19 protein-coding genes are annotated in these 22114 nt (G+C 72.4%); 8 read left to right on the forward strand and 11 right to left on the reverse strand.

Annotated elements, in window-relative coordinates; all coding sequences use genetic code 11:
- Positions 1-2: 2 nt before the first annotated feature.
- Together R2J75_RS01780 and murA are read right to left on the reverse strand one after the other, a co-directional pair.
- Positions 3-953 carry a ribose-phosphate diphosphokinase gene (locus R2J75_RS01780; protein WP_243335890.1) on the reverse strand — a complete coding sequence of 317 codons (951 nt, stop codon included), beginning with the start codon at positions 951-953 and terminating at the stop codon, positions 3-5.
- 51 nt (positions 954-1004) lie between these two features.
- Positions 1005-2315: a UDP-N-acetylglucosamine 1-carboxyvinyltransferase gene (murA, locus tag R2J75_RS01785; RefSeq protein ID WP_243335891.1), complete on the reverse strand. Its 1311-nt coding sequence runs from the start codon at positions 2313-2315 to the stop codon at positions 1005-1007.
- Positions 2316-2368: 53 nt separating this feature from the next.
- Here murA and R2J75_RS01790 point away from each other — a divergent pair, with 53 nt between their 5' ends.
- Positions 2369-3688 (forward strand): tetratricopeptide repeat-containing glycosyltransferase family 2 protein, encoded by a 1320-nt coding sequence (locus tag R2J75_RS01790; RefSeq protein WP_243335894.1) that lies wholly within the window; start codon positions 2369-2371, stop codon positions 3686-3688.
- Here the strand turns inward: R2J75_RS01790 and R2J75_RS01795 are convergent.
- Both R2J75_RS01795 and R2J75_RS01800 read right to left on the reverse strand, forming a co-directional pair.
- The gene (locus R2J75_RS01795) at positions 3669-5249 is read right to left on the reverse strand and encodes a serine/threonine-protein kinase (protein ID WP_316410953.1); all 1581 of its coding nucleotides are present in this window, start codon (positions 5247-5249) and stop codon (positions 3669-3671) included. The two genes, R2J75_RS01790 and R2J75_RS01795, sit on opposite strands and share 20 nt — an antisense overlap.
- Before the next feature lie 98 nt (positions 5250-5347).
- Positions 5348-7204 carry a DUF4382 domain-containing protein gene (locus tag R2J75_RS01800; RefSeq protein WP_243330879.1) on the reverse strand — a complete coding sequence of 619 codons (1857 nt, stop codon included), beginning with the start codon at positions 7202-7204 and terminating at the stop codon, positions 5348-5350.
- Positions 7205-7411: 207 nt separating this feature from the next.
- On the opposite strand from R2J75_RS01800, the gene R2J75_RS01805 reads away from it, so the two are divergent.
- Positions 7412-8854 carry an aminotransferase-like domain-containing protein gene (locus R2J75_RS01805; protein WP_243330877.1) on the forward strand — a complete coding sequence of 481 codons (1443 nt, stop codon included), beginning with the start codon at positions 7412-7414 and terminating at the stop codon, positions 8852-8854.
- Between the two features lie 108 nt (positions 8855-8962).
- Here R2J75_RS01805 and R2J75_RS19770 read toward each other — a convergent pair whose 3' ends face one another.
- From R2J75_RS19770 to R2J75_RS01815, 3 genes are all read right to left on the reverse strand, one after another.
- A complete protein-coding gene (locus tag R2J75_RS19770; protein ID WP_394365905.1) occupies positions 8963-9439 on the reverse strand; it encodes a GxxExxY protein in 477 nt (158 codons plus the stop codon).
- Between the two features lie 284 nt (positions 9440-9723).
- On the reverse strand, positions 9724-10170 hold the full coding sequence (gene lepB, locus R2J75_RS01810; protein WP_243330876.1) for a signal peptidase I: 447 nt from the start codon (positions 10168-10170) through the stop codon (positions 9724-9726).
- Positions 10167-10538 carry a 6-carboxytetrahydropterin synthase gene (locus R2J75_RS01815; RefSeq protein WP_243330855.1) on the reverse strand — a complete coding sequence of 124 codons (372 nt, stop codon included), beginning with the start codon at positions 10536-10538 and terminating at the stop codon, positions 10167-10169. Before R2J75_RS01815 ends, lepB begins: the two co-directional genes overlap by 4 nt.
- Before the next feature lie 56 nt (positions 10539-10594).
- Here R2J75_RS01815 and R2J75_RS01820 point away from each other — a divergent pair, with 56 nt between their 5' ends.
- From R2J75_RS01820 to rfaE1, 3 genes are read left to right on the forward strand one after another with little or no spacing between them, the layout of a single operon-like run.
- On the forward strand, positions 10595-12319 hold the full coding sequence (locus R2J75_RS01820; RefSeq protein ID WP_243330852.1) for an electron transfer flavoprotein-ubiquinone oxidoreductase: 1725 nt from the start codon (positions 10595-10597) through the stop codon (positions 12317-12319).
- 17 nt (positions 12320-12336) lie between these two features.
- Positions 12337-12522, forward strand: coding sequence for a Trm112 family protein (locus tag R2J75_RS01825; protein WP_243330850.1), 186 nt, complete (start codon positions 12337-12339; stop codon positions 12520-12522).
- On the forward strand, positions 12519-13523 hold the full coding sequence (gene rfaE1 / locus R2J75_RS01830; protein WP_243330848.1) for a D-glycero-beta-D-manno-heptose-7-phosphate kinase: 1005 nt from the start codon (positions 12519-12521) through the stop codon (positions 13521-13523). Before R2J75_RS01825 ends, rfaE1 begins: the two co-directional genes overlap by 4 nt.
- A gap of 13 nt (positions 13524-13536) precedes the next feature.
- Here rfaE1 and R2J75_RS01835 read toward each other — a convergent pair whose 3' ends face one another.
- Complete coding sequence (locus R2J75_RS01835; protein WP_243346205.1) at positions 13537-14127, reverse strand: hypothetical protein; 591 nt, start codon at positions 14125-14127, stop codon at positions 13537-13539.
- 11 nt (positions 14128-14138) lie between these two features.
- Entirely contained in the window at positions 14139-15197 is a 1059-nt protein-coding gene (locus R2J75_RS01840) for a zinc-ribbon domain-containing protein (protein WP_243330845.1), read from the reverse strand.
- Positions 15198-15337: 140 nt separating this feature from the next.
- Between R2J75_RS01840 and tmk the strand changes: the two genes are divergently transcribed.
- Entirely contained in the window at positions 15338-16000 is a 663-nt protein-coding gene (gene tmk, locus R2J75_RS01845) for a dTMP kinase (protein WP_243330844.1), read from the forward strand.
- Complete coding sequence (locus R2J75_RS01850; RefSeq protein WP_243346204.1) at positions 16000-16983, forward strand: DNA polymerase III subunit delta'; 984 nt, start codon at positions 16000-16002, stop codon at positions 16981-16983. The genes tmk and R2J75_RS01850 overlap by 1 nt, the downstream gene beginning before the upstream one ends.
- A 6-nt stretch (positions 16984-16989) precedes the next feature.
- On the opposite strand, the gene R2J75_RS01855 is transcribed toward R2J75_RS01850, so the two are convergent.
- Entirely contained in the window at positions 16990-18156 is a 1167-nt protein-coding gene (locus R2J75_RS01855) for a GGDEF domain-containing protein (protein WP_243330838.1), read from the reverse strand.
- Position 18157: 1 nt separating this feature from the next.
- Positions 18158-20032 carry a coiled-coil domain-containing protein gene (locus R2J75_RS01860; protein ID WP_243330836.1) on the reverse strand — a complete coding sequence of 625 codons (1875 nt, stop codon included), beginning with the start codon at positions 20030-20032 and terminating at the stop codon, positions 18158-18160.
- A gap of 204 nt (positions 20033-20236) precedes the next feature.
- Here R2J75_RS01860 and pilB point away from each other — a divergent pair, with 204 nt between their 5' ends.
- Positions 20237-22048: a type IV-A pilus assembly ATPase PilB gene (gene pilB / locus R2J75_RS01865; RefSeq protein WP_243330834.1), complete on the forward strand. Its 1812-nt coding sequence runs from the start codon at positions 20237-20239 to the stop codon at positions 22046-22048.
- Positions 22049-22114 lie beyond the last annotated feature (66 nt).

Genomic DNA, 22114 nt, shown 5'->3' on the forward strand with positions numbered 1-22114 from the left:
GCCTATTCCTCCATCATCTCGCTGATGCTGCGGCCGCCGTGGATCCGCAGGATCGCGTCGCCGAACATGGAGGCGGTGGAGAGCACCTTCAGGTTGGGGATCTGGGCGGCCTTCTCGGCGGGGATGGGGATGGTGTCGGTGACCACGAGCTCGTCCAGGCCGGCCTCCTGGAGCCGGGTGATGGCGGCGCCGGAGAACACGGCGTGGGTGGCCCCCACCCGGACGCGCCGCACCCCGAAGCCCCGCAGGATCCGGGCGGCCTCCTTGATTGAGCCGCCGGTGGCGATCTCGTCGTCGAAGATGATGCAGTCCTTCCCGACCACCTCGCCGATGAGGGCGGTGGACTGGGCGGACTCGCTGTCGTCGACCCGGCGCTTGTCGATGATGGCCATCGGGAGGCCGAGGCGCTTGGCGAAGTGCCCGGCGATCTTGCCGGCGCCGGCGTCGGTGGCGACCACGACCGAGTTGGAGAGGTCGGAGTGGCGGAAGTGGTTCACGAGCACCGGCGTGGCCAGGAGCTGGTCCGCGGGCACCCGGAAGAAGCCGAGGATCTGCGGGGCGTGCAGGGTCATGGTGAGCACCCGGTCCGCGCCCGCGGTCTGGAGGAGGTCCGCCATGAGGCGGGCCGTGATGGAGATGCGCGCCTCGTCCTTCTTGTCGCTGCGGGCGTAGGGATAGTAGGGCAGGACGGCGGTGATCCTGGCGGCGCTGGCGAACTTCAGCGCGTCGATCATGATGAGCGTCTCGATGAGGTTGTCGCTCACCGGGGGGCAGCTGGTCTGGATGACAAAAACGTCCGACTCGCGGACGTTCTCGTCGATCTTGACCTTGATGTTCTCGTTGGAGAACCGGGTGATCCGGGATTTTCCAAGCTGCATCCCGATATGGCTGGCTATGCCCGCCGCCAGGGTAGGATGACTCGAACCCGAAAAGACCTTCATTTCTCCGAACATGTTTCCCCCAAGGGCCATTTTACCGCCCCGGGGGACCCTCCCACAACCCGCCTAGACTTTTCCGCCGCCGACCCGCTCGATCCGGGCGCCCAGGCCCTGGAGCTTCCGCTCGAGGCCGGCGTAGCCGCGGTCGAGGTGGTAGATCCGGTCTACGGTGGTCTCCCCTTCGGCCACGAGCCCGGCGATCACCAGGGTGGCCGAGGCCCGCAGGTCCGTGGCCATGACGGTGCATCCGGTCAGGGCGCTGGGGCCGGCGATGATGGCGGTGCCGCCGTCGATGCGGAGGTTGGCCCCCAGGCGCTCCAGCTCCATGGCGTGCTGGAACCGGTTCTCGAAGATGGTCTCCCGGATCACCGAGATCCCCGAGGCCTGGGTCATGACCGCCATCACCTGGGCCTGGAGGTCGGTGGGGAAGCCGGGGTAGGGTGCGGTGGCGACGTCCTTGGCCCGGAGCTTCTGGCCGCATTCGCGCTGGATGCGCAGGTTGAGCCCGTCCTGGCCCTCGCGCTCGGTGAAGACGCAGCCGCACCGCTCCAGGAGGTCGATGATGGACCGGATCTGGCCCGGGACGACGCGCTCCAGCAGGACGTCCCCGCAGGCCGCGGCGACGGCGCAGAGGAAGGTCCCGGCCTCGATGCGGTCGGGGATGACCCCGTGGTCGCAGCCGCCGAGGGCGTCCACCCCGTGGATGACGAGGGTGGGGGAGTCGATGCCTTCGATGCGGGCCCCCATCTCGGTCAGCATCGCGGCCAGGTCCCCGATCTCGGGCTCCTGGGCGGCGTTGCGGAGCGTGGTGGTCCCCTGGGCGAGGCAGGCCGCCATGAGGATGTTCTCGGTGGCGCCCACGCTGACCTTCTCGAAGGTGTGGTCGATGGCCTTGAGGCGCCCGGCGGGGACGTGGGCCTCCACGTAGCCCTTGTCGATCTGGATGACGGCCCCCATGCGCTCGAGGGCCTCCAGGTGCAGGTTGACGGGCCGCGCGCCGATGGCGCAGCCGCCCGGCAGGGAGACGCTGGCCTTCCCGTAGCGCGCGAGGAGGGGCCCGAGGACCAGGATGGAGGCCCGCATGGTCTTCACCAGGTCGTAGGGGGCCCGCAGGGACCCCGAGCCCACCCCCGCCGCGTCCAGGGTGGCGGTGAGCTCGTAGCCGGGCTCGTCCTTCTCCACCGCGGCCTCGCAGCCGAGGGCCTGCAGCACGCGGATCATGGTCCGGATGTCCGAGACCGCGGGCAGGTGCCGGAGGGTCACGGGCTTCGAGCCGAGCAGGGCCGCGGCGATGCAGGGGAGGGCGGCGTTCTTGGCGCCGGAGACGGTGACGCGCCCCCTCAGGGGGATCCCTCCTTGAATGACCAGCCTGTCCATCGACACTCCCGTTGACCTTCCAGCTTAAACTGAAGCCCATCCCGGAGCGAACCTTGCGCCTTTCCGTCGCCATGATCGTCAAGAACGAGGCCGAGGTCCTGGGCCGGTGCCTGGAATCCGTCCGGGGGCTCTGGGACGAACTCCGGGTCCTGGACACGGGCTCCACGGACGGGACGGCGGAGGTCGCCCGGGGCTTCGGGGCCGTGGTGGAGGACTTCCCCTGGACCGGCGACTTCTCCGAGGCCCGCAACGCCTGCATCGCCCGGTGCTCGGGGGACTGGATCCTCGTGCTCGACGCCGACGAGGCGCTGGACCCCGCCGACCATGGGGCCCTGCGCGCCGCCCTGGAGCGTCCCGGGGCCCAGGCCTACAGCCTGCCCATCCGCAACTACCTGCCCGGGGGCGCCTTCGTGGGCATGGACGGCCAGGCCCGGCGCAACGACGGGCGCTACCGCACCGGGGCGGGCCACAGCCACTTCTACCTCCAGCATGCGGTCCGGCTCTTCCGGTCCCAGGCGGAACCCCCCTACCGGGGCCGGGTGCACGAGATCGTCGAGCCGTGGTTCGAGGCCCGGGGCCTCCCCATCGCCGACCTGGACGTGGCGGTCCACCACTTCGGCAAGGTGGACCCCGCCCGGGACCGGCTGAAGCAGGACGCCTACTTCCGGCTGGCCCTGGCGGAGGCCGCGGAGGACCCGGAGAACCTGCAGGTCCAGTACAACGTCATCCAGGAGGGCCTCATGGTGGAGGCCTGGCCGGAGGTGCTGGCCGCCGCCGAGCGGTTCCGGGCCCGGGCCCCCCGGGCCCCAATGCTCGTTTGGTTGGGCGGTGGCCTCGCCCTCCAGGGCCTGGGGCGGGACGCCGAGGCCCTGGCCTGGTTCGAGGCCATCCTCGCCCAGTCCCCCGCCCATGCGCCGGCCCTCGCCGCCCGGGCCGAATCCCGGCGCCGCCTGGGGCGCGCCGAGGAGGCCCTCGCCGACCTCCTGGCGGCCATGGAGGCGGACCCCGCCTACACGGCACCCTTCCTCCGCCTCGCCGCCCAGTTGGAAGCGGGGGGCGACACGGCCTCCGCCCGCCAGGTGCTGGAGGCGGGCCTGGACCAGAACCCGGCGGACATCCAGCTTTGGGAGGCCCTGGTGGGCCTCTCGGCGCGCATTCGCGACCCCCGGGTGGCCGGCGACGCCTGGAACGCCCTGCGGGCGGCGCCCACGGGCGGGGCGACGATCTGGCACCAGATCGTCATCCAGGCCCTCCTGGCGGCCGGCGAGCCCCGGGACGCCCGGACCGTCCTGGACCTGGGGCTGGCGGCCTTCCCCGGCCATCCGGAGCTGGTGGCCCTGGCCGGACGGATGGCTAGCGTCGAAGGTTCCTGAGGCGCGCCAGGATCTCCGCGTCGCCGGGGCGGGCTTCGGGGTCCTTGGCGCAGAGGGCCTCGACCAGGGCCTGGACCCCGGGGGGGAGGCCGGGCCGGAGCGCGTCCAGGTCCGGGAGGGGGTCGAAGCGGTGGGCCTCGAAGACCTGGAAGGGGTTTTCCCCCTGGAAGGGGGGGTGGCCGGCCAGCATCTCGAAGAGCACCAGGCCGAGGGCGTACCGGTCCGCGGCGGGGCCGACGCTGGGGTGGCTGATGCTTTCGGGCGCGCTGTACGTGGGGGTGCCCATGAAGACCGAGGTCTGCTTGCCGCTCCCCTGGAGGCGGGCGATGCCCAGGTCCATGACGACGGCCCCGGCCTGGGCCAGCATGATGTTGGCGGGCTTGAGGTCCCGGTGGACGACCCCCCGGTCGTGGGCGTAGGCCAGGGCGGCGGCCACTTCTTCGGCCGTGCGGAGGGCCTCGGGCAGGGGCAGGGGCCCCCCGCGGAGGCGCGCCTCCAGGGTGGTGCCGGGCACGAAGGGCATGGCCAGCCAGGGCGTCCCCGTGTCCGGGCCCGGGTCCAGGATCCGGACGAGGCCCGGGTGATCCAGCAGGGCGCCGAGGGCGGCCTCCCGGCGGAAGCGGGCGAGGAATTCCGGGTCCCGGGCGAGGTGGGGGTGGGGCACCTTGAGGGCGACCTCCTGGCCCGTCTCCCGGTGGACGCCCCGGTAGGCGGTGGCGGTCCCCCCGCGCCCGAGGACGGCCTGGGCGCGGTAGGGGCCGAAGCTGCGGCCCAGGTTGGGATCGTCGGCGTCCTCCGGGATGGGCGGCGCCGGCTCCGGGGGCCGCGCCGGGGGCCGCCGGCGCGTGACGAACCAGCCGCCTGCGAGGAGCAGGCCCGCGAAGGCGCCCAGGGGCCAAGGCCAGCGGGCCGGGCGGGGCCGGGGCACCGGGGTGGGGGCCGGGGTGGCCGGAGCGGGGGGGACCGGGCGCTCCGGGACGGGGGCCGCCGCACGCAGGACCGGGGCCGGGGTGGGCCGGGGCTGGGGGCGGGCTTGGGGGGCCGGGAGGTCCGGCGCCGGCGCCGGGTCCCGGAGGGCGGCCTGGGGCCGGGTCCGGGGCGTGGCCGGCGGGTCGGCGCGCGGGGACGCGGGCCGTTGGACCTCGGGGGGAGGCGCCACGTCCGTACGTTTGGCTGGCGTGGGGGGGGTCTGGAGGGCCCGCAGCCGGGCGCGCAGGGCCTCCCGCGGCCGGGGCGGTTCGAGGCCCAGCCGTTCGCTCTCCGCCAGGGCGCGCTCGGCGGTGGCCGCGTCCCCCAGGGCCAGGGCCGATTCGGCCAGGCGCAGGTAGGGATGGTAGATGGGCAGGAAATTGAGGCCGTAGGTGTGGACGCGCTCGCCGGGACGCGGTTCCATGGCGGCGGCCCGCTGGAAGGCCTTCACCGCCAGGGCGTGGTCCCCCCGGGCCTGGGCCGCGAGGCCGTCCTGGTAGGCCGAGTGGAAGGTGGGCCACGACTGGGCGGACAGCACGGCGCAGAGGGTGTACGGCAGAAGCCGGAAGCCCGGTCCCCGTCGGTGCGCCATCGAACCTCCCTCGCATGGACCCGCCCGAATGATCGCACGGAAAACCCCCGGGCCGGGGCCCGGGGGCGGGGATCACCGGGGCGACGTCAAGTCGCGCCCTACTGGTAGATGTTCACGTAGTAGGCCTTGAGCTTGCCGGTCCCGTCCGGGACGCCGAACACCCGGACCTTCGCCCCGGCGGTGAGGGCCGCGGCCCACTGGGTGCTGTCCAGGGTGGTCACCGTGACGGCCATGCCCGCCTGGCGCGTGAAGCGGGTGACGATGGGCTGTTCCTGGGGGGTGGTGGAGAGGGCGACCGTCACCGGCACGGCGGTGGCGGTGCCGAGGCCCCCGCCCATCGTGCCCATGCCGCCCATGACCAGGGTCCCGGCCCGGGGCGTGACCTGCAGGGTTCCAGACGCGTAGGCGGTGGTCACCGTCTGGGCGTAGGGCGAGAGGGCGATGGGCATGAAGACCGTGCCATTGGCGGCCCAGCCCGTGGAGGCCCAGGCCAGGGAGCTCACGGCGTAGGGCCTGAAGGTGTCCCCGTCGGTGTCGACGACGATGCCGGAGTTGGCCTCGCTGAGGAAGGCGGGGACGGAGGTGGAGGCCAGGCCCGGGAAGGTGAAGTCCCAGAAGGAGAAGGAGGGGCCGTAGGCGAGGGTGTGGGTGATGGGGGTGACGAGGTCGCCCACGGCCTTGGCGTAGGTGAAGGAGGAGGAGGAGGCGCCGGTGATGACGCCCTCGAAGACGCCCCGCTGGATGTCGACGCTGGTCGCCACGAGGGGCACCGCGAGCGGATCCGCCACGGTGACCTGCACCTTGAAGAACCGCTCCACGTTGGCCAGGAAGGCGGTGCCGTTGCCGCCGGAGAGGTCGGTGGTGGTGTCGCCGCGCCAGTACCACTTGGTGGCGGCCGTGATGGCGATGGGCTTGGGATCGCCGGCGCTGTCCAGGACGCGGATGACGTTGTTGACGCGGTCGACGCGGGTGATGTGGCCCTCGGGGGTCCACTGGGGCAGGGTGCCCGCGGCGGCGGTGTACCAGACGCGCACGGCCGTGAGGCTCCCGTCGGCCTGGTAGCGCGCGGTCACTTCCACGTTCAGGCCCGCGGTGAGGGAGGCGGGGATGGCCGCCGCCGGGACGGCCGCGACCGGCTTGACGTCCAGGTTGTAGAAGAGGGTGGGGTTGGAGCCCTTGTCGGCCAGGATGGTCAGGGATTGGCCGTGCTCGGTGGTCATCACCAGGCTGCCGCCGTCGGCGGCGACGCTGGCGACGGTGCCGATGGCGCGGCGCAGGTAGCAGCGGTCCAGCGAGGCGATGGCCTTGTGGCGGAAGATCCCGGGGGTGCCGAAGTTGACGACGTACACCGGGGATCCGGTGGCCGTGTCGTGCTCCACGATGAAGACGGGATGGGCCAGATCGAAGTCGACGGCCACGGCTGTCGTCTGGCCGTCGGCCACGACGATGGGCGTCTCCAGCTTGATGGTGGGGAGCACCTTCCAGGTGGCATGGACCGGATCGGAGGTGCCCCGCACGACGATCTGGGAGGCGGGGATGGCCGCGGGGGTGGTGCCGGCGTTGTCCGGGGCGGGGACGAGGGTGATGTTGGCGGGGGTGCCGTCCACTTCGACGATGAGCCGGTCGTAGGTTCCCGCCGGGACGCCCTTGGCCCGGCTGAGCAGTTCGTCGACCTGGTCCGCCTGGAGGAGGTTGACCGGGGTGGTGTCGGTTGAGCCGTCGTAGATGGTGACGGGGCTGGCGGCGGCGGTGTCGGAGGCCAGGACGAGGGAGGCCTTCCGGATGATCACGCCCACGTTGGACCAGTCCTCGGTGGGGGCGTCGGTGACCTGGAAGTCCACGGCGCCCGAGGTCACCTTCGGCTGGGAGAGGCTGCTGGAGCCTCCCCCGCAGGCCAGGGCGAGGGCGATGAGGCCGAGCCCGGCGGCGGCGGGCAGCATGAGGGAACGGTTCATGGCTGACTCCTTGCGCAAGGATCACGATGGATCGATGATCCAGCATCGGGCGCCCGATCGTTGGGCGGCAGGTACACTTCCGCATTTCCCGCTTGTGCCAGTTCCGGATCGCGACCCCATGCTTCCCTTCCCCGCTCCGTCCTCCCGTCCCGCCGCGTCCTCCGCGCGGGGGGAGGCCGGGGCCGTCCCGCCTGGAGGAACCCGCCCGTGAGAGCCCGCGAGCTGAACCTCACCCTGGATCCCGATCGCGCCGGGCCGATCTACGTGAGGGCGGCCGAGGCGATCCTCCAGGCCGTTCGGTCCGGGCGGATCCAGCGGGGCCAGGCCCTGCCCGGCATCCGCGAGCTGGCGGAGCGCCTGGGGGTCCACCGCAACACCGCCCTGGCGGCCCTCCGGGAACTGGAGGCCCAGGGCTGGCTCGAGGCCCGGCCCCGGAGCGGGTTCTTCGTGGTGGAGGCCCTGCCCGAGCGGCCCCTGTGCGCCGGGGCAGGGCCCGGGGCCGCCGGGCCGGGCTTCGACGTGCCGGGCCGGCTGCGGCCCATCACCAGCACCTCCAACGTGGTCCTGGATTTCTCCGACGGCGTGGCCGACGCCCGCCTCGCCCCCACGGAGGCCCTGGCCAGGGCCTACCCCCGGGCCCTGCGCCTCAAGGGGCCGGAACTGCTCCAGGCGGGGGCCTTCATGGGGCACGCGCGGTTGCGCCGCGCCCTGGCGGCCCACGTGGCCGAGCAGCGGGCCCTGGTCCGGGAGCCCGACCAGGTCCTGGTGATCCGGAGCACCTCCATGGCCGTCAGCCTCGTGGCCCAGGCCCTGGTGGGCCCCGCGGGCGGGGACGTGGCCGTGGAGACCCCGGGCCACCCCCTGGTGTGGGAGACCCTGCGCCAGGCCTCGGCGGCCCGGATCCACGGGCTGCCGGTGGACGCCGGCGGCCTCCAGGTCGAGGCCCTGGAGGCCCTCCTCGCCCGGACCCCGCTTCACCTGCTCGTCCTGACCCCCCAGTGCCACATGCCCACGGGCGTCGCCCTGGCGGCGGATCGCCGGGAGCGCATCCTGGCCCTGGCCCGGGCGCACCGGTTCGCGATCCTGGAACTGGATGGCGAATACGACTACCTGGAGGCCCCCCCCGTGCCCCTCGCGGCCCAGGACACCACGGGCCAGGTGCTGTACTTCGGCAGCCTGTCGCGGCTGCTGGCCCCGGGCATCCGCCTGGGCTTCCTGGTGGTTCCGGGCAACCTGGCCGAGGGCCTCGCCAAGGCCCGGCAGCGCATGGACTGGCAGGGGGACCCCGTCCTCGAATGGGCCGTGTCCGAATTGTTCCTGGACGGGGAGATCGCCCGCCATCTCCGCCGGGTGCGGAAGGCCTGCCAGGACCGGCGCGCCGCCCTGCTGGACGCCCTCCGCTTCCACCTGCCCGGCCTCCTCGCCTTCGAGGGCACGCCCGGCGGTATGGCCCTCTGGCTGCGCGGGGCCGGCAAGATGGCCGATCCCGCCCGGTTCGACATCTGGATCCGCTCCTGCGGCCTGAAGGGCATCAAACTCCGCCTGGGCTCGTACTTCGACCTGGAAGGCCGCCCCTTGGCCGCCACCCGCCTGGGCTTCACCGCCTACACCCCGGCGGAGATCCAGGACGCGGTGCCGCTGATGACCTAGGGCAGGCCGATCGAATCACTGGAACCGCCATGTTCCGATCCTTCGTGCTGGCAAGGGTAAGTCAAGAACCCATACGCCGAGTGCGCCGAGGGGCCGAGTCACGCGGAGTCAGCTTCGCGGTTCAGCGCGCCGACCCATAGCGCCCAGGCCCTGGCCCGCTCGTGCGGGCCGCGATGCTGCGCATCGCTCGGCTGGGGGCTCCGGGCCTTCCGCAGGCACGCCTGGGGGTGCCCTGCGCCCCCAGCCTTGGGCGGGCCTGGGTCGGAGGTTCGGCCCACCGCCGACCCGCTCCAGGTGGGTTACAACACCGTCCGGCGGTGGCGGGACCGGGGGCGAAAGGCCACCCTCATGGCGGAGCGCAAGGTTCAACGGGCCGGCCCAGAGGTCGAGAAGCCGTCCCACCTCCGTGCCCGAGAGGCGCAGATGGGTGAGGAACGGGGCCTGATGGATGGGGGTCAGCCCCTCTACGGCCTTGGCTTCCACGATCCCCGTGTCATCGATCCTGAGATCGATCAGGCAGGAGTCGAGAATCAGAAGCCCCTCGAAGGGGATGTCCAGGTGGACTACCAGCAGGTCGGCGTGTATTCCCGGAACCGAGGTTTACCGAGGCGGCTGAGCCCAGGCCCGTCCAAGGCTGGGGGCGCAGGGCACCCCCAGGCGTGCCTGCGGAAGGCACGGAGCCCCCAGCCGAGCGATGCGCAGCAGCGCGGCCCGCGGCAGCGGGCCAGGGCCTGGGCGGTGTGGGGCGGCGCGGTGGATCGCGAAGCTGGCTCAGCGCAACTCGGCCCCTCGGCGCACTCGGCGTACGGGTTCTTTACCAACCCTTGCCAGCACGAAGGATCGGAACATGGGGGTTCCGGTGATTCGATCTACCAGCATGAGCCGAGGATCCGGCCCTCCAGGGCCGCCGCGGGCAGGGGGCCCCAGGCCCGGCTGTCCCGGCTCTCGCCGCGGTTGTCCCCCAGGAGGAAGTAGCCGTCCCCCGTGCGCCAGGGACCGGCGGTCTCCCGGTCGGTTTGGGCGACGTACGGTTCGGGGCGGTAGGCCCCGTCGATCCAGACCTCCCCGTCCCGGAGCTCCACCTGGCTGCCCGGGAGGGCGACGACCCGCTTGACCACCGTGCCCCCGGGGGCGGCGGCCAGCCAGAGTTCGCCCTGGGCGGGCCGGCCGGCGCACCAGGCCCGGAGGACGAGGCGAACGTCCCCGTCCCGGAGGCGGGGCTCCATGCTCCGCCCCGCGACCCGCACCGGGTGGACGAAGGCGAGGGGGGCCAGGCCCAGGGCCAGGGCCCCCGCCGCGAGGAGCAGGGCCCTCAAGGGCGGAAGGCCAGGCGGCGTCCCTGGCCGTCGGTGAGGGCCACCTCCGCCAACCGGGCAGGAGGCGGCACCCGCGGCGCCAGTTCCCGGGCCAGGTCCCGGACCAGGTCCAGGGGACCCTCCAGGCCCGCCTCGGCCAGCATCCGGCCCCGGAGGGGCGCGAGCAGGGCGTCGAGGGCGGCCTCCAGGTCCCGGAAGTCCACCACCACGTCGAAGGCGTCCAGGCCGTTCCGTTCCGCGATCACTTCGACCCGGTAATCGTGCCCCTCCCAGCCCCCGGACGGGGTCCGGAAGACCACGGACAGCGGGCGCTCCACCGCCGCTTCGAAGCGGAGGTCGGCCTGGGATGCGGGGCGGCTCTCTTCCATGTCCCCGATTCTGCCACCGCTCTTGGTAAACTGGCCTTGGACTTTTGGGAGTACCCATGACCGACTTCTCGACCCAGCGCGCCCGGCCCGATGTCGAACGGGAGGACCTGGCCTTCGATGTCCTCTTCGTGGGCGCCGGACCCAGCAACCTGGCCGGGCTCTGGCGGCTGCTCGACCTGGTGGAGGCCCGGAAGCTGACGGGGCTGACCATCGGGCTCATCGAGAAGGGCGACGAGATCGGCGACCACGCCTTCTCCGGCGCCGTCCTGGACCCGACCGCCCTGGCCGAGCTCTGCCCGGACTGGGAGGCCCGCGACTTCCCCGCCGAGGGGCGGGTGGCGAAGGAGGAGGTCTGGTACTTCACGGAACGGGGCGGCCTCCGGGCCCCCTTCCCGCCGCCCTTCCTCCGCAACCACGGGTTCCCCATCGTCTCCCTGTCCCGCATGGTCCGCTGGATGGCCGCCGAGATCGAGAAGCGGGAGATCCCGGGGGTCGATGTCATGCTCCTGCCGGGTTTCGCCGGGCAGCGGGTCCTGTGGGAGGACGGCCGCGTCGTGGGCGTCCAGACCGCTGACCGCGGCGTCGCGGCGGACGGCTCCCCCCGGCCCACCTTCGAGCCCGGCAACAACCTGCGCGCCCGGATCACGGTCTTCGGGGAGGGCCCCCGGGGCCACCTGGCCCGGGACCTGGAGGAGAAGCTCGGGCTCCAGGCCGGCGCCCCCAACCCCCAGGCCTACGAGACCGGGGCCAAGGAGATCTGGGAGATCCCCGAAGGGCGGGTGCCCGACGGGTTCGTCCTCCACAGCGCGGGCTGGCCCCAGCCCGACGGCGAATCCGGGGGCTCCTTCGTCTACAAGCTGGGCGGGAACCGCCTCGCGGTGGGCTACGTGGTTTCCCTCGACACGGCGGACCCCTTCGCCGACGCGCACCTCATGCTCCAGAAGTTCAAGACCCACCCCCGCATCAAGGCGATGCTGGAGGGGGGCCGGATGGTCCAGTACGGCGGGAAGGCCCTGGCCATCGGGGGATGGAACTCCATGCCCCGGCTGGCCTTCGACGGCGGCATGCTGGTGGGCGACGCCGCCCAGATGGTCAACGCCGGCCGCCTCAAGGGCATCCACCTGGGCATGAAGGGCGGCATCTGCGCGGCCGAGACCATCGCCGACGCCCTGGCCTCCGGCGACTTCTCCGAGGCCGCCCTCATGGGGTACGCGGAGGCTTTCCGGGCCTCCTGGGCGGGCTCGGAGCTTCGCGCGAGCCGCAACACCCACGCCATCCTCGCCCACGGGCCCACGCCCTGGGCCGTCGCGCGGCTCATGCTCGCGCAGGTCACCGGCGGCTGGGTGCCCGGGGACCCCCTGGGCCTGGCTCCCGACGCCTCCCGCACCGACACCGTGGAGCGGTTCTACGGCCGCAGGGGCCTGAAGCGCGACCAGGTGGACTGGGGCTTCCGTCCCGACGGGGCCCTCACCTTCTCCAAGCTCGACGACGTCTACGCCTCCGGCACGATGCACGACGAGCACCAGCCCTCCCACCTCAAGATCGTCAAGGGCGACCACGTGTGCGTCTCCTGCTGGGAGGAGAAGGGCAGCCCCTGCACCGTCTTCTGCCCGGCCCAGGTCTACGAGATGCACCCCGACGCCCAGGGCCGGGTGGCCAAGGTGGACATCGCGTTCTCCAACTGTGTCCACTGCAAGACCTGCGACATCAAGTGCCCCGAAGGCAACGTCGTCTGGACTCCGCCCGAGGGCGGCGGCGGCCCCAAGTACACGCTCTGCTGACCTTTTCCGGATCCGACATGATCGACACCCGACTGATGGACATCCTGTGCTGCCCCGCCGTGGACGGCGGCCGCCCCTGCCGCGGCGAACTCCGGGAGGCCCCAGGCGGTCTCCTCTGCGCGGACTGCGGGCGCCTCTACCCCGTCGAGGACGGCATCCCCGTGATGCTCCAGGACCGGGCCGTCCAGGGAGGCGCGAAGTGAGGCTGGACCGGGCGCACGCGGCGAGCCTCCTGGAGCGGCTCCAGGGCCGGAAGGTGGTGGTCCTGGGCGACGCCATGCTGGACGAGTACCTCTTCGGGGAGGTGAGCCGCATCTCGCCCGAGGCGCCGGTTCCCGTCGTGCACGTGGTCCGGGAGCGGGCCGTCCTCGGCGGCGCGGCGAACGTGGCCGCGAACCTGAAGGCGGTGGGCGCGGAGCCCGTGCTGGTGGGGACCCGGGGCGCCGACGAGGCCGGCCGCAGGCTGGCCGCCATCCTCGCGGGGCAGGGCATCTCCGGCGCGGCCCTCGTGGAGGACTCCGCGCGGCCCACGATCATCAAGACCCGCGTCATCGGGCAGCAGCAGCAGATGCTCCGCATCGACCGGGAGGAGACGGGACCCCTGGGCGCCCCCGCGGTGGACGCCCTCCTGGCGAGCCTGGCGGCGGCCCTGGACGGGGCCGGCGCCCTGATCGTCTCGGACTACGCCAAGGGCGCCGTCTGCGAGGCGGTCATGGCCCGGGTGCGGGACCTGTGCGCCGCCCGGGGGCTGCCGTGGATCGTCGATCCCAAACCCTCCCAGATCCATCTCTACCGGGGCGCCACCCTGATGACGCCCAACACCAAGGAGCTCTCCGAACTCTCCCGCCTCCCCGCCAAGTCGGACGCGGATGTCGCCGTCGCGGGCCGGTCCCTCATCGGAAGCCTGGGCCTGGAGGGCCTGCTGGTCACCCGGAGCGAGAAGGGGATGGCCCTCTTCACGCCCGAAGCCCTCCACCGGGAGCCCTGGCTCATCCCCACCGAGGCCCGCGAGGTCTTCGACGTGAGCGGCGCCGGGGACACGGTCATCGCGACCTTCTCCGCCGCGGTGGCCTCGGGCGCGGACTGGAAGGAGGCCGCCATGCTCGCCAACGCCGCGGCCGGCATCGTGGTCGCCAAGGTGGGCACGGCCACGGCCACCCCGGACGAGATCCTCCGGAGCTACCAGGAGCAGGAGGCCATCTGAGCCCCCCCCGGGTTCAGTTGGTGAGTTCCACGCTCAGGACGAAGGTGGTCCCCTTGGGGAGCCGCTCCAGGACCTGATGGAAGTTGAGGTCGAAGGTCTCGGAGGTGCCCGCGCCCACGGAGCCCACCTTCGTGCCGCCGGTGGCCACGCCCACGAGCCGGTCCTCGGCGTCGAAGACGGCCACGGCGAAGCCGGGGATCTTGTTCTTCGAGGAGGTGTTCGTCACCTTGACCTGGGCCCGGGTCCCGAAGTCGGCGCCCCGGAGGGGCCAGACGTTGGCCTCCCGCTTGTTGAAGAAGATGGATTCGATGCGCAGGCCGTCCACCTCGGCGCCCTGGATGGGGATCATGGCGTTCCAGGTGTAGGGGAGGCGGAAGCTGGCGAAGCCGAGGCCCTGCGCGGGCGCGGCCTGGGCCGCCGCGGGGGCGGGGGCGGCCTGGGGGGCCGGGACCGGGGCGGGGGTGGCGGGACGTTTCGCGGCGGCGTCCCGGGCCGGGGCCGGCGCCTCCGGCGCCTTGACCACTTCCGTGGGCGGCTCGGGTTCCTTGGGCGCGGCCTGATGGGCGAGGCCAAGGGCGAGGGGGAGGACCAGCGGGAGGATCATGCGTGTTCCCTTCAATTGCGTCCGAAAAGGCCGCCGAAGAGGCTCCGCTTGGGGGACGTCAGTTCGGGCGGGTGGACAGGGTCGCTGGACAGCCCGATCTCCTCCCGCCGGCGGCGCTCGAAGACGGGGCGGAGGGCGGGCACCTTGACGGCCTCGATCCAGTTGTCGCTGAACTGGCGGGCGACCATGTGGTAGGCCTGGATCCGGCCCTGCTCGACCATGCGGATCACCTGGTCGATGGTCTGGTTTTCCAGGGTTTCCTGCTCCAGCTGGACCTTCAGGTGATCGGCCGTGGGGGCCGGGGCGGCCGGTCGGGACACGGGCGGCGGTCCCAGGGGGGCGGGGGCCGGGGCGGCGAACTCGGGCAGGCGCGTGGGGGCGGAGCCGATGGCCGCCTGGATCTCGGCGGCGGAGAGCTTGAGGGTGGAGGCCGACGGGGGGGGCGGCGGCGCCAGGGGGGCCGGGGGCGGCGCCTGGACCCCGCCCAGGGTGGTCTCCAGGGCGCTGAGGGTGGCCTCGACGTCCATGGGGTTGCGGCTGCCCAGGAGGCGCCGCTCGGAGGGCGCGGCGGGGGCCGGGGCGTCGCCCATGAGCTTGGCGATGGCGTCCTTGGCGGAGGTGAAGCCGGAGGCGCCGGGGTCGGCGGGCTCGGGCGCCTCGGAGGCGGGCGGCAGGATGACCAGGGTCTTCTCCATGATCTCCTCGTCGGCGCCCTCCAGGTCGCCCAGGGTCAGGGAGGGCGGCGCGGCGTCGAAGGCCTCGAAGGGCGACTGCTCGAGATTGGCCGTCTGCAGGGAGGCCGGCATGGCGATCGGTTCCGGGGGCAGGACGGGCAGGTCGAGGGGGGCCTCCGGGACCGGAGGCGCCACGTGCAGGTCGGCCAGGGGCGCGTCGAAGGGCGCGTCCGCGGGCGCCAGGGCGGGCACGGCGAGGAGGCGCTCGACGGTTTCCGCGATGTCGAAGACGGTCCCGCAGCGGAAGCACTTGGCGCGGCGGATGCCCGCGCGGACGCGCCCGGGCCGGAGCGCGAAGCGGGTGGAGCAGCCTGGGCACCGGATGGTTTCTGTCACGGTCGACTCCGCAGAGGGGATTCTTTGTGGAAAAGGATATGCCCATTTCCGGGAATGTGCAGCCTCCGGTGGGGTCCCGGGGCGGGAGGCGGCGTACCCGGGTATCCTTTCAGGGGTGCCCGGAGGCGCCGGGAGGTTGCGTGGCAGGGCTGTTCATCACCATGGAAGGGATCGAAGGATCCGGAAAATCCACCCAGATCCGGCGCCTCGCGGCCCGGCTGACCAGGCTGGGGATCCCCGTTGAGGTCTCCAAGGAACCCGGGGGCACGCCCCTGTGCCGCGAGCTCCGGCAGCTCCTGCTCGAACCCCACCCCTCCGGCGAGACCTGGTGCGCGAAGTCCGAACTGCTGCTCTTCTACGCCGACCGCGCCCAGCACCTGGCCCAGAGCGTCCTGCCCGCCCTCGAGGAGGGCCGGATGGTCCTGCTGGACCGGTTCGACGACTCCACCCGCGCCTACCAGGGGGCGCAGGGGATCAGCGACGCCGTCCTGGACCGCATCGCCGACCTCGTCCTGGGCCGGGTGCGGCCCAACATGACCATCGTCCTGGACATGGACCCCGCCGCCTCCCTGGGGCGGGTGGAGGCGCGGAACTCGGCCGCCGGCGATTTCCGGGAGACCCGCTTCGACAACGAGCACCTGGCGTTCCACCAGCGGGTGCGGGCCCGGTTCCTGGCCATCGCCCAGAAGGAGCCCCACCGGGTCGTCGTCGTGCCCGCCCAGGATGGGCCGGACGCGGTGGAGGAGGCCATCTGGGCCCGGCTGACCCCGCTGCTGCGCACCGCGGGCCTTCCGGTGGAATGATGTTCGATCCGCTCACCATCGGCCACCGCCCGATCCGGGAGCGCCTCCTGGAGCGGATCCAGGCGGGCCGGATCGGGGGCTCCCTGCTCTTCGCGGGGCCCGACGGGATCGGCAAGCGCCGGGTGGCCCTGGAGCTCGCCCAGCGGGAGCTGTGCTTCCGCAGGACCGCCTGCGGCGACTGCGAGGGCTGCCGGATGTTCCGGGGCGAGATCCCCGTGGAGCTGCCCAACCTGCTGCGCATCGCCCCCGAGGGCAAGGCCGGCCTCATCCGCATCGGCGCCATCCGCGAGGACGACCTGGTGGAGGGCGGCGTGATCGCCTGGGCCCACCGGTCCCCGCCCCCGGGCTGCCACCGGTGGATCCTGGTGGAGGACGCGCACCGGCTCAACGGCGCCAGCGCGAACATGCTGCTGAAGACCCTGGAGGAGCCGCCCCCCTCCACCGTCTTCCTGCTGGTGACCCACCGGCCCGAGGCCATGCTCCAGACCATCCGCAGCCGGTGCGAGCGGATCCCCTTCAAGGCCCTGCCCGACGCGGAGGCGTGGACGGTGGCTGAACGGGAAGGCTGGGAGGCGGGAGACCGCGCCCGGTGGATCGCCCTGGCGGGCGGGACCCTGCGCTTCCTGGATCCGGAGGCCTTCGGGCGGGCCCAGGCCCGGCTCGAGGCCTGGATCGCCCTCGCCGGGGGCGCCGCCTTCGCCGAGGCCTGGGGCCCCCTCGGCCCCGACAAGGCCCTGGACGCCTCCCAGAACGAGCAGGTGGGCCAGGCCCTGGACATGCTGCTCGTGCTCCTGGCCGACGTGGCCCGGGCCCGGGAGGGCCGCCCCCTCCGGCTCGCGCCCTGGGAGGAGGCCATCCGCCGGCTCGCCGCCGGGGACCTGGACGTGGCCAGCGGCCAGGCCCGGGCCTTCGAGGCCCAGCGCGCCCTCGCCCGCAATCCCGCCGCCGACGCCCTGCTCCGCGAGGTCGCTCAGGCGATGTAGGTCCCGTCAGAGGTTGCGGGTCTCCTCGGCCAGGACGACGCACCCCTTGCCGCTGGTCTTGGCCCGGAGCAGGGCCCGGTCCGCCTTCTCCAGGAGGTGCTCGGCGCCGTCGGCGTCCGCGGGGAAGGAGGCCACGCCGATGCTGATGGAGACCTGGACGGCGTGCTTGCCCACCTGGATCGGGCTCCGGGCCAGGGCCCCGAGGAGGCGTTCGCCGATCTTGGCGGCCACCGGGGCGGTGGAGCCGGGGATGATGATGCAGAACTCGTCGCCGCCGTAGCGGTAGAGGCGGTCCAGGTTGCGGATGATGCCCTTGGCCTCCAGCGCGACGGTGGAGATCACGCGGCTCCCGGTGGGGTGGCCGAAGCGGCTGTTGAGTTCCTTCAGGTTGTCCACGTCCAGGAAGAGGAGGGCCACGGATTCGCCCCGCAGCGAGGCCTCGCGGATGGCCTGGGGGAGTTCGGCCTCCAGGCAGCGGCGGTTGTAGGCGACGGTGAGATCGTCCTTGTGGGAGAGGATGAGGCTCTGCTCCAGCCGCCAGGCCTTCACCAGCAGGTCGTCCACCTCCTGGACCCAGCCCTTGAAGGCGTCCGCGGGCCGCGCGGGGCTCACGAGGCGGAGGAGGCCCAGCTTCTCCGAGGGGACCAGGTACCAGGCCTCGCCGGCCTCGACCAGGGCCGCGGCCTCCTGGAGGGCGAGGGGGGCCTCGGGGAAGCCCTCGCCGCAGCGCTGGAAGAAGGCGTCGTCCTGGCGGATCCAGACCGCGCCGCCCCGGGCCCCGGCCCGGGCCGCGGCCCGGGCCAGGAGGGGCCGGAGGAGCTCTTCCAGGGTGGCCAGGTGGATCATCTGGCGGAGCCAGCCGTCGTTGCCGAAGTCCCGGTCCCGCAGGTCCTGGAGGGCCTCCCTCACCCGGCCGATGGGTCGGTCTTGGAGGAGGACCCACCCGTTGCGCCGGCTCAGGACGAGGCTCGTCTCCTCAGGCTCGGCCGTCTTCACCCACCACAGGATGCCGCTGCCGTAGGGGGGGATCCAACGCACGTCGGGGCGATCGGCCACGATCACGACCAGCCCGTCGCCCGGCCCGTCCTCGGGGGCCAGGTCCCAGGTGGCCAGGGCCTCCCTCAGGGCGGGTAGCCCGGGCGCGTCGTGGATCGGGAGGAGGGTCAGGGCCATGTCAGCTCAGGGCCGCCTCGAGGCGGGTGGAAAGTCGGTCCAGGTGGGAAAGGAGGGCGTCCAGCTGGGTCCGGACCTCCCGGCCGCTGCGCTCCGCGCGCACCCAGCGCTTGAGGAGGTTGAGGGCCTGGGGGTCCCGCACGCCCAGGGGCTTCGTGGTCTGGATCAGCCTGTGGGCGAGCCGGGTCCGCTCGGGGGTGTCGCCCCGGGCCTCGCGGAGGGAGACGCCCATGCGCTGGGCCTCCCGCGAGGTGTTGAGGTCGAGGCGGATGAGGGGCACCCGGGCGTTGATCCGGAGCAGGAACTGGTCCAGGAACCGCAGGATCTCGCCGAGGCCGTCGGCGGCCTCCTCCAGGGCGGGCTCGAGGTCGGGGGGATCGTCCAGGTTGCGCGCGAACTGGGAGGAGAGGCGCTCGAACTCGACCCGGTCGACGCTGCGGATGAGGAGGAATTCGGGGCTCCGCCGGAAGCCGGCCACCTGCGCCTGGGCCTGGGCCAGGGCCAGGGCGAGCCGGGGCCAGTTGCGGAGCTCCAGGTGCAGCCGGATCTGGGAGAGGGCGGGGTCCATGTACTGCCAGAGGCGGTGGAGGCGCTGGCGGAGCCGGTCCCCCTCCTCGGTGAGGGAGGGGGAGTCCGGGAAGAGCTTGGCCCGCAGCTCGGGGGAGAAGAGCCCCACCAGGTCCCCCATGAGCTGGCGCTGGTGGGAGAGGAGGAGGGCCCGGAGGTTGTCCAGGGTCGCGGCCAGCTGGTCCACGTCCTCGTGGGTGAGGGTCTGGAGGAGGAGGCCGCGGATCGTGGCCTGGTCCTGGAGGAGGCTGAGCACGGCCTGGCGCAGGAAGGCCCCCAGCAGCAGGGCCTCCTCGCTGCCGGCGGGAAGGCCGTCCGCGACCCGGGGGTGGAACACGCGCTCCGCCAGCCGGCCCAGCTCGGATTCGATGACATAGAAGGTGGGCACCGAGGCGTAGCGCTGGGGGATGGAGGCGTTGGCGGCCGGCTCCGCGCGCTCCACGAGGCTGAGGAGGGCCAGGTGGCTCACCAGGGCGCGGGCGACGATCCGGAAGGAGGGCGGGTGCCCCTCCCGCAGCTTCTTGAGGAGGGCCCGCACATCGGAGGGGAGGTTCCGCTCCAGGAGGCGCTCCTCCACCCGGGGGAGGCTCCAGCCCAGGTGGTTCCAGAGCCACTGCAGGCTGCCGCGGATCTGCTCCACGGCGGGCCAGTGGACCCCCCGGTCCAGGGGGCGGAAGAGGGTGATGCGCAGGCTCGCGATGACGTGCTGGATGAGGAGGAGGGGCTCGGCCCGCAGGCGGGTGGATTCGGGCAGGGCGCCGCCCAGGAGGGCCTCCAGGTTGCGGATCGCGGAGAGGGGGTTGCCCTGGCCCGTCTGCAGGGCCCGGTTCAGGGCCTTCATCTGGGTGTTGAGCCGGGCCACCAGGGCCTTGCCCGCCTCGTCCCTGGCCAGTTCGGCGAACAGGGCCCGGACGGGGTCCCGCTGCTCCATGAGGAAGGCGGTCCAGTGCTCCTTGAGCTGGTCGTCCTCGCCGGAGCCCAGGGAGGTGGCCATGGTGCGCAGGGAGGCCACGAGGTCGAGGAGGTTGACCACCCATTCGGGCTCGCGGTTCCGGTCCAGCATGTCCCGGTGGGCGGCCGCGGCCAGGTCGGCCAGCTCCGCCAGGCTGTGCTGGAGGACCAGGCCCATGGCGGACCGCACCTCGCCCAGCCTCCGTTCCGAGAACTGGTTGAGGAAGGTGAGGAAGAGCCCGAAGGCCCGCCGCAGCCGCGCCAGGTGGAGCGACTCGCCCACCTCGAGCTCCGCGCCCGGACCGGTCTCCAGCAGGGGGAGGACGTCGCCGGCCCCCATGTGGATTATCTCGTTCAATAACTGGAGATCCTGCCGCGAAAGTCCCTTTTCCCGGATGAGGAGCCGAGCCATATCAAGGCGCTGACCTGAGGACTGGGCGCTGGGCATGCCCCCAGGATAGCCGCTCGGGCGGATCACGCTATATCCCAAGCAGCTCTTTGTTAGGTGTAGACTGCACAACGACCCCCCTGGGAGGAACCATTGGCCAGCAAGCTGGGTGAAATGCTTGTCAAAGCGCAGCTGATCACGGAAGTTCAGCTCGACGACGCCATCAAGCTCCAGCGCCGGGAGGGCGGGAAGCTGGGAAGCATCGTCGTCAGGCTCGGCTTCTGCTCCGACCAGGACATCGTCAGCTTCCTGGGCATGCAGTACGGCGTGCCCGCGGCGGACCTGGACCAGTGGCCGCCCATCGAGGCCTCCGTCATCGCCCTGGTCCCCGCCGAGCTCGCCAACAAGCACAAGGTGCTGCCCCTCCAGCGCTCCGGCAACGTCCTCACCATGGCCATGTCCGATCCCACGGACATCTTCGCCATGGACGACGTGCGGTTCCACACGGGCTACAACATCGACCCGGTCGTCTCGTCCGAGCGGGGCCTGATCCGGGCCATCGAGAAGTACTACGGCGGCTCCAGCGGCCTGACCCTCCGCGACAAGGAGCCCGGCGTCCGGACCGAGCGCCGCACCGAGGCGAGGGACACCGATCCCCGCGCCGTCCCCGACGCGGGCCTGGAGTCCGAGGAGGCCACCCTCGACCTGCGCGACCTCGAAGACGAGATGAGCGAAGGGACGGAGTACGAGAGCCTCGACGAGGACGAGGAGGTCAACGTCGCGGCCCTGGGCAAGGCCAGCGAGGACGCGCCCGTCGTCCGGCTGGTTAATGTGGTGCTCATCGACGCCATCCGCAAGGGGGCCTCGGACATCCACATCGAGCCCTACGAGAAGAGCTACCGGATCCGGTTCCGCATCGACGGCCTCCTCCAGGAGGTCATGCGGCCCAACCTCAAGCTGAAGGACCCCGTCACCAGCCGCGTGAAGATCCTTGCCAAGCTGAACATCGCCGAGAAGCGCCTGCCCCAGGACGGCCGCATCAAGCTGCGGGTCCAGCTCGGCGGCAAGCAGAAGGTCATCGACTACCGGGTCAGCATCCTCCCCACCCTCTTCGGGGAGAAGATCGTGCTCCGGCTGCTGGACTCCGACAAGCTGATGCTGGACCTGACGAAGCTGGGCTTCGAGCCGGAGAGCCTCGTCCAGTGGGACCGCCAGATCAGCAAGCCCTACGGCATGGTGCTGGTCACGGGACCGACGGGTTCGGGCAAGACCAACACCCTCTACTCCTCCATCGCGAAGCTCAACACCTCGGACGTGAACATCATGACCGCCGAGGACCCCGTCGAGTTCAACTTCGCCGGGATCAACCAGGTCCAGATGAAGGAGCAGATCGGCCTCAACTTCGCCGCGGCCCTGAGGTCCTTCCTCCGGCAGGACCCCAACATCATCCTCGTGGGCGAGATCCGCGACTTCGAGACGGCCGAGATCGCCATCAAGGCCTCCCTCACCGGCCACCTGGTGCTCTCCACCCTCCACACCAACGACGCCCCCTCCACCATCAACCGCCTGATGAACATGGGCGTGGAGCCCTTCCTGGTGGCCACCAGCGTCAACATCATCTGCGCCCAGCGGCTCGTCCGGCGCATCTGCGCCAACTGCAAGCAGAACGATCCCCACCCCCTGCCGCCCGAGGCCCTGCTCAAGATCGGCTTCACGGAGGAGGAGGTCGCCCGCGGGATCGTGCTGAAGAAGGGGGCCGGCTGCGAGGTGTGCGGCGGCCGCGGCTACAAGGGCCGCGTCGGCCTCTACGAGGTGCTCGAGATGTCCGAGACCCTCAAGGACATGATCCTCACGGGCGCCAGCGCCATCGAGCTGCGCGAGCAGGCCGTGAAGGAGGGCATGATCACCCTCCGCCGCTCCGGGTGCCGCAAGGTCCTGGACGGGGTCACCACCATCGAGGAGATCGTGCGCGAGACGGTTCTCTAGTCTTCACCAGAGGCCTCCCCGCCCGGGCAGGCCTCCCCCACGCCGAACAGAACCCGGCACGGAAAG

Origin of the sequence: Mesoterricola sediminis (genome assembly GCF_030295425.1) — a bacterium.
Taxonomy (GTDB): Bacteria; Acidobacteriota; Holophagae; order Holophagales; family Holophagaceae; genus Mesoterricola; species Mesoterricola sediminis.